Annotated in this window: 5 protein-coding genes; 2 read left to right on the forward strand and 3 right to left on the reverse strand. The window is 66.4% G+C overall.

Annotated features, from left to right (window positions below):
* Together G3N99_RS33675 and G3N99_RS33680 are read right to left on the reverse strand one after the other, a co-directional pair.
* Positions 1-670, reverse strand: a 670-nt coding sequence (locus G3N99_RS33675) for an RES family NAD+ phosphorylase (protein ID WP_206124530.1), incomplete at its 3' end; no start/stop codon positions are given.
* A gap of 2 nt (positions 671-672) precedes the next feature.
* A complete protein-coding gene (locus tag G3N99_RS33680; RefSeq protein ID WP_011355846.1) occupies positions 673-1092 on the reverse strand; it encodes an MbcA/ParS/Xre antitoxin family protein in 420 nt (139 codons plus the stop codon).
* Positions 1093-1325: 233 nt separating this feature from the next.
* Between G3N99_RS33680 and G3N99_RS33685 the strand changes: the two genes are divergently transcribed.
* Together G3N99_RS33685 and G3N99_RS33690 are read left to right on the forward strand one after the other, a co-directional pair.
* Positions 1326-2108 carry an ABC transporter substrate-binding protein gene (locus G3N99_RS33685; RefSeq protein ID WP_011355847.1) on the forward strand — a complete coding sequence of 261 codons (783 nt, stop codon included), beginning with the start codon at positions 1326-1328 and terminating at the stop codon, positions 2106-2108.
* 1131 nt (positions 2109-3239) lie between these two features.
* Positions 3240-3626, forward strand: coding sequence for a GtrA family protein (locus G3N99_RS33690; RefSeq protein WP_206124529.1), 387 nt, complete (start codon positions 3240-3242; stop codon positions 3624-3626).
* Positions 3627-3654: 28 nt separating this feature from the next.
* On the opposite strand, the gene G3N99_RS33695 is transcribed toward G3N99_RS33690, so the two are convergent.
* A complete protein-coding gene (locus G3N99_RS33695) occupies positions 3655-5136 on the reverse strand; it encodes a sigma-54 dependent transcriptional regulator (RefSeq protein WP_174938688.1) in 1482 nt (493 codons plus the stop codon).
* Between the last annotated feature and the right edge of the window lie 415 nt (positions 5137-5551).

Here is a 5551-nt window from a genome sequence, read left to right on the forward strand (position 1 = left end):
TCGCATCGACGGCCGAGCCGTTCCAGTTGTATTCGAGGTAGGCCGCGTGATGGCAGTCGCGCAGCAGCGCGGTGCGGAACGCCGCCAGGCACTCGCCGCGCGGATCGCGCACCGACGGATAGACGATCCCCGCGCCGCCCGCATTGCGCACCGCGCGACCGAGCGCCTGCCCGGCGCTGTAATCGAGCGGGTGCAGCAACGCCGGATCGCGTTTCGGCCATGCGCGTATGTCGGCCACGTCGCCTTGCGCGATCACCGTATAGAGCCGCATCTGCTGGCGCATCGGCGGCTCCTTCGTCGCTTCCAGGAACAGCGCGCTGTGATACCGCGTTTCGGCGATCGCCGTATCGCGCGAACGCGCGCAGTAGAACACGCCATAGCTGCCGTCGGAAAAGCGGCTGCCCTGCGGATTCAGGTGCGTGAACGCGGCCATGATCGGCCCCCAGCCCTGCCCGTAGCGGCGCTCGGCGGGCGGCACGAGGTCGAGCGCGCCGACTTCATTGCGGATGCGATCGTTGGTCAGCGATTCGAGCGCGTAGAGCGCGTCGAAATCGTCCGCCGAGGCCACGCGGTCGAACAGGTTGATCGCCGGAAAACGAGTGGGGATCACGCGATAGGCTGGCGCCCAGTCGACCGCCGTCGTGGGCCATTGTTGTGCTTGGATCGGCATTGTCACGCCCAGCCACCTCGCATCGCGTCGAGATATTGCCGGACGGCGACCAGATCGCCGACGTTGCCGGCGAGCATCCGGTCGAGTGCGCGCTTGCCGCCGAACGGCGCCGCGTCGTTGGGCCGCTTGACCCACGCATCGGCCGCGGCCGGCTGCGGCAGCAGGATCTGCAGCGCCTTGTAGATGCCGAGCAGCAGCGACAGGCGCTCGAGCGTATCGCGCGGCAGCCGCGCCGATTCCGGCGTGGCTTTCCACTTGAAGAACGTCGAACGGCCAGGCGACCCGAGCAGCACGATCTGTTCGTCGATCGTCAGTTCCCAGTCGCGTGCGATGTTGAAAAACGCACGGAGGCCGGCCGCCGACATCTGCGCGACCGAGGCCTGCGGCGGGGCGGAGTGCGATTCATAGGCGGGCTGTGACATGATCGTTAGTCTCGAAACGAATTTACTAACAAGATTAGTCCATTTTCGTATTTTTGCAAGGGTCGAGACCCACCGACCGACCCGCCCACCCGACGAAACGATATTTTTTGTCCATTCTGGACTCTGATTTTATTTTCTGCGTTAATGGCCGTGCGGACACCGCGCGCAGACGCGGTTCGTGTCCGTGAAACCGTGTCGCACAGAACCCGGAAGCACCCGCCAAGGAACGCACCATGAAGAGACTGATTGCCGCTGTTTCGATCGCCCTGCTCGCGGTATCCGCAGGCCCCGCCGTCGCGAAGGACTGGACCACGATCCGCTTCGGCACCGATGCCAGCTACGCACCGTTCGAGTCGAAGGCACCCGACGGCAAGCTCGTCGGCTTCGACATCGACCTCGGCAACGAGATCTGCGCGCGCCTGAAGGCGAAGTGCGTGTGGCTCGAGAACGATTTCGACGGGATGATTCCGGCGCTGAAGGCGAAGAAGTTCGACGCGGTGCTGTCGTCGATGTCGATCACGCCGCAGCGCGCGCAGCAGATCGGCTTCACGACGAAGATCTACAACCAGCCGACGCGGCTCGTCGTGAAGAAGGGCTCGCCGCTGCTGCCGACGGCCGAATCGCTGAAGGGCAAATCGATCGGCGTCGAACAGGGCACGACGCAGGAAACGTACGCGAAGGCGTACTGGGGCAAGCAAGGCGCGAACGTCGTGTCGTACCAGAACCAGGACGGCGTATACGCGGACCTGACCTCGGGCCGCCTCGACGCAGCGCTGCAGGATGAAGTGCAGGCGGCCATCGGGTTCCTGAAATCGTCGCGCGGTGCGAACTACACGTTCGTCGGCCCCGAGCTCGTCGACGACAAGGTGCTCGGCATCGGCGCCGGCATCGGGCTGCGCAAGGAAGACACCGACCTGAAGGCGAAGATCGATGGCGCCATCCTCGACATGGTCAAGGACGGTACCTACAAGCGGCTCGCGTCGAAGTACTTCGACTTCGACATCTACGGCGGCTGAAACGGCGTCGCGCGCGTACGGGCGCCACTCCCGTCGCGCGCGTCCGACCGCCCCTCCCCTCACAACCAGACGGCGAGCGCTTGATGCCGCTTGCCGTCACATCGAATGCATCATCCGTCGTCGGTGCGGCACGACGCCGCGCATTTCATTCGGATTGCAGATCGATCGTTCGCGGGGGCGATGCCCGACGCGAACGGATATCGTGCGACTTCAGTCAATAGGCGAAGACCGGGCGTCGAGGTACCGGCGCCCGTGCGCACATGCCCTTGCGTATCGGGTTCGCGTGCAGGAAAGTGCCGACCCGGCGCGGATGACCGGCAATCAGCCGGATCCGCCTCGCACCGGGCGCGGAGAGATGGCCTGTCGATGCATGCCGGCCGGCTGCGAGAGCGACGTTCGACCGGCGATGCTCCGAATCACTGCGATCGCGGCCTGCCGGCCGCGGCGTGTGGCGATCGATCATTTTTCTTCCCCGTTTCAGTTTGATGGTTGTTCCGGCAACCGGACAAAGCCGGTGCTCCGACGATCAGGCGACGACGCTCCGTGCTCGCCGGAACGCGGCTGTCGTGCCGCGCTCCGCCGCCGCATCCCCGCGGACCGTGTCCTCACCGGTACTGACAGGGTTCGCTGCCGAACCGGACGGACCGTGCATCGTCGACTTTCGCACGCCCACTTTCGCAAGGAGCGGGCCAGCTTCGCGCGAGCCCGCCCGGACAAGGGTTTGACCGGGCAGCGTGGCGGCCGGAACGGGTGCGGAAGGCTGGAAGTTACGAAACTGAAACACGCGGCGCGCGGCACGTATCGGCCGCGCGGCGGCCCAGCCTTGCCGGATAAGGCTGAACAATGCAGCGCGGCATTTTTACCGATGGGTTGCAGGCCTTTCACCCCGATTTGCCGCACATATTTGCCCGGCTGCCGAGGCGAAATGTTTCATGCGCTTTACATGCCGTCGGCGGCGCGCGAGCCGCGCGTTGTCCGCGCATCCATCGGCCGGCGTCGGGCCGGCCGACCGCATGGCCATACTGCGAAACCGGCGCGCATCATGTTTGCGTCGGCGCCTGTTGCCGGCGTATGCCGCGCCCCATGCCCCCGCTCCACACGCCCCATACGCCGCCCGAACGACCGCGCCCGATGATCCGCACCCTCCATACCGCCGAACGCGCCAGGCTGATTCGCTTCGGGGTGTCGGGCGTCGGCTCGACCGCGCTGCATGCGCTGATCGCGGCCGCGATGTTCGCGCGGTTCGACGCGACGCCCGTGGGCGCAAACGCGGTCGCGTTCACCTGCTCGACCGCGTTCTCGTATCTCGCCAATACGCTGTGGAGTTTTTCGTCGCCCGTGACGTGGGGCAACTTCGTGCGCTTTCTCGCCGTCGCGATGGCCGGCCTCGGCATGACGATGCTGCTTGCGCACGGCACCGGGACGCTCGGCCTCGCCCGCGCGTGGAGCGTCGTCGCGGTCGTGCTGTGCGTGCCGCCCGTCACGTTCGTGCTGCACCGGCTCTGGACCTGTCGCTGAACCGGTTCACACGCCACGCGTGCGCCGCTCAGCCGACCCGCTGGTGCCCCGCGTCGCCCGACGGCGTGCCGTCGTGACCGCCGTTGTCGCCGTTCCCGCCGTTGTTGTCGTGATCGTTCAGCCCGTGCTCGATCATCATCCGGTAGAGCGTCACGCGTGAAATGCCGAGTTCGGCCGCGGCCTTGTTGATGCGGTGATCGTTGCGCAGCAGCGCATTCTCGATCGCGGTGCGCTCGGCGAGCGCCCGTGCCTGTTCGAGCGTCACCGGTTCGGTTTCGCCCGGCGTGTCGAGCCCGAGATCGTGCGGCGTCAGCAGCCGGCTCTCGGCCATCACGATCGCGCGCCGCACGCGGTTGATCAGCTCGCGCACGTTGCCGGGCCATTCGTAGCGGCGCATCGCATCGAGCGCGGCCGACGTGAAGCCGCTGATCTTGCGGCCGCTGTCGGACTTGAATTTCTGCAGCACGTAGTGCGCGAGGATGTCGATGTCCTTGCCGCGCGCGCGCAGCGGCGGCTCGTGGATGCGCAGCACGCACAGGCGGTGATAAAGGTCCGCGCGGAAGCGCCCGGCCTCGACCGCGCTGTCGAGATCCACGTGGGTGGCCGAGATGATCCGTACATCGACCGGAATCGATTCCTGGCCGCCGAGCCGCTCGATCTTCCCTTCCTGCAGGAAACGCAGCAGGCTCGCCTGGCTTTCGACCGGCATGTCGCCGATTTCGTCGAGAAACAGCGTGCCGCCGTTCGCCGATTCGATCCGGCCCGCGCGCCGCTGGTTCGCGCCGGTGAACGCACCGCGCTCGTAGCCGAACAGTTCCGACTGCAGCAGGTGATGCGGAATCGCACCGCAATTGATCGCGACGAACGGCCCCTTGCCGCGGCCGGAGCGCTCGTGAATCGCGAGCGCCGTCAGCTCCTTGCCGGTGCCCGATTCGCCGGAGATGAACACGCTCGCGTCGGTCTTCGCGACCTTGCGGATCGTGCTGAACAGCTGCTGCATCGCCTCGCAGTTGCCGATCATCCCGTGTTCGCCGATCGACGCCGCATAGGCCGCGCCGTCGACGCGATCGAGCGCGGCCATCCCGCGCGCGTGGCCGAGCACGTGCGATATCCATTCGTAGGGCAACGGAAGGGTCACGTAATCGAAGCAATAGCTGCGGATCAGCTCGCGCACCGCGGGCGTGATCGTGATGCCGGCCTGCGCGATGGAAATCCAGCCGATCGACGGCTGGCTCAGGCACGCCTTCAGCGCGGGATAGTCGCGCGACGTGAACCCGGTGAAATCGACCAGACCGGCGGCGACGCTCACGCCGGACGTCATGTTCTGCGCGGCGCCGGCCGTCTTGGCGACGGCGATTTCCCAGCCGAGCCCGCGCAGTTGCGCAAGCAACGGCTCATCGGGTGAACGCATGATCACGAACAGCTTGCGTCCGTCTTCGGGCGCGGTGACGGACACATGCGTCATCTCGGACACCGCTTGCCCGTTTGCGTCAGGTGACCTAGCAACCATCGTTGTTCCCCGCTTGGCGTTGGTATCGCGCCGGCTCGCCGTCGCGCGCGACGGACCTCGATCGAACCGACATATTGGCCGCATTTCCGTCCGAATAAAATCCCCCCGTGCATGAATCGCGCGTGAGGTGGACATTGTCATGAACGGTATAACGATGCGGCCGGCGCGCGGCTAGATGGGTGTTATCCCGGTGGCGTATGCGGCGAGAACCCTGAACGGGCGGCTGCGCGGCGCGCAAAGCCGCGCCGGCGCTGGCGCCTGGCGCTTTCGGACGATGCGGTGCACGCCGGATCGGCTCACCCGCGCATGCGGGCGCAACGGGTCGACGGGCCCGCCAGGCGCCCGCGCGGCCGGTTCGAATTGATTTCGGTCAATCGTCAGAGGAAGGCGGCTGATGCACGCACGCAACATGCGC

The organism is Burkholderia sp. Ac-20392 (assembly GCF_017104585.1).
Taxonomy (GTDB): domain Bacteria; phylum Pseudomonadota; class Gammaproteobacteria; order Burkholderiales; family Burkholderiaceae; genus Burkholderia; species Burkholderia lata.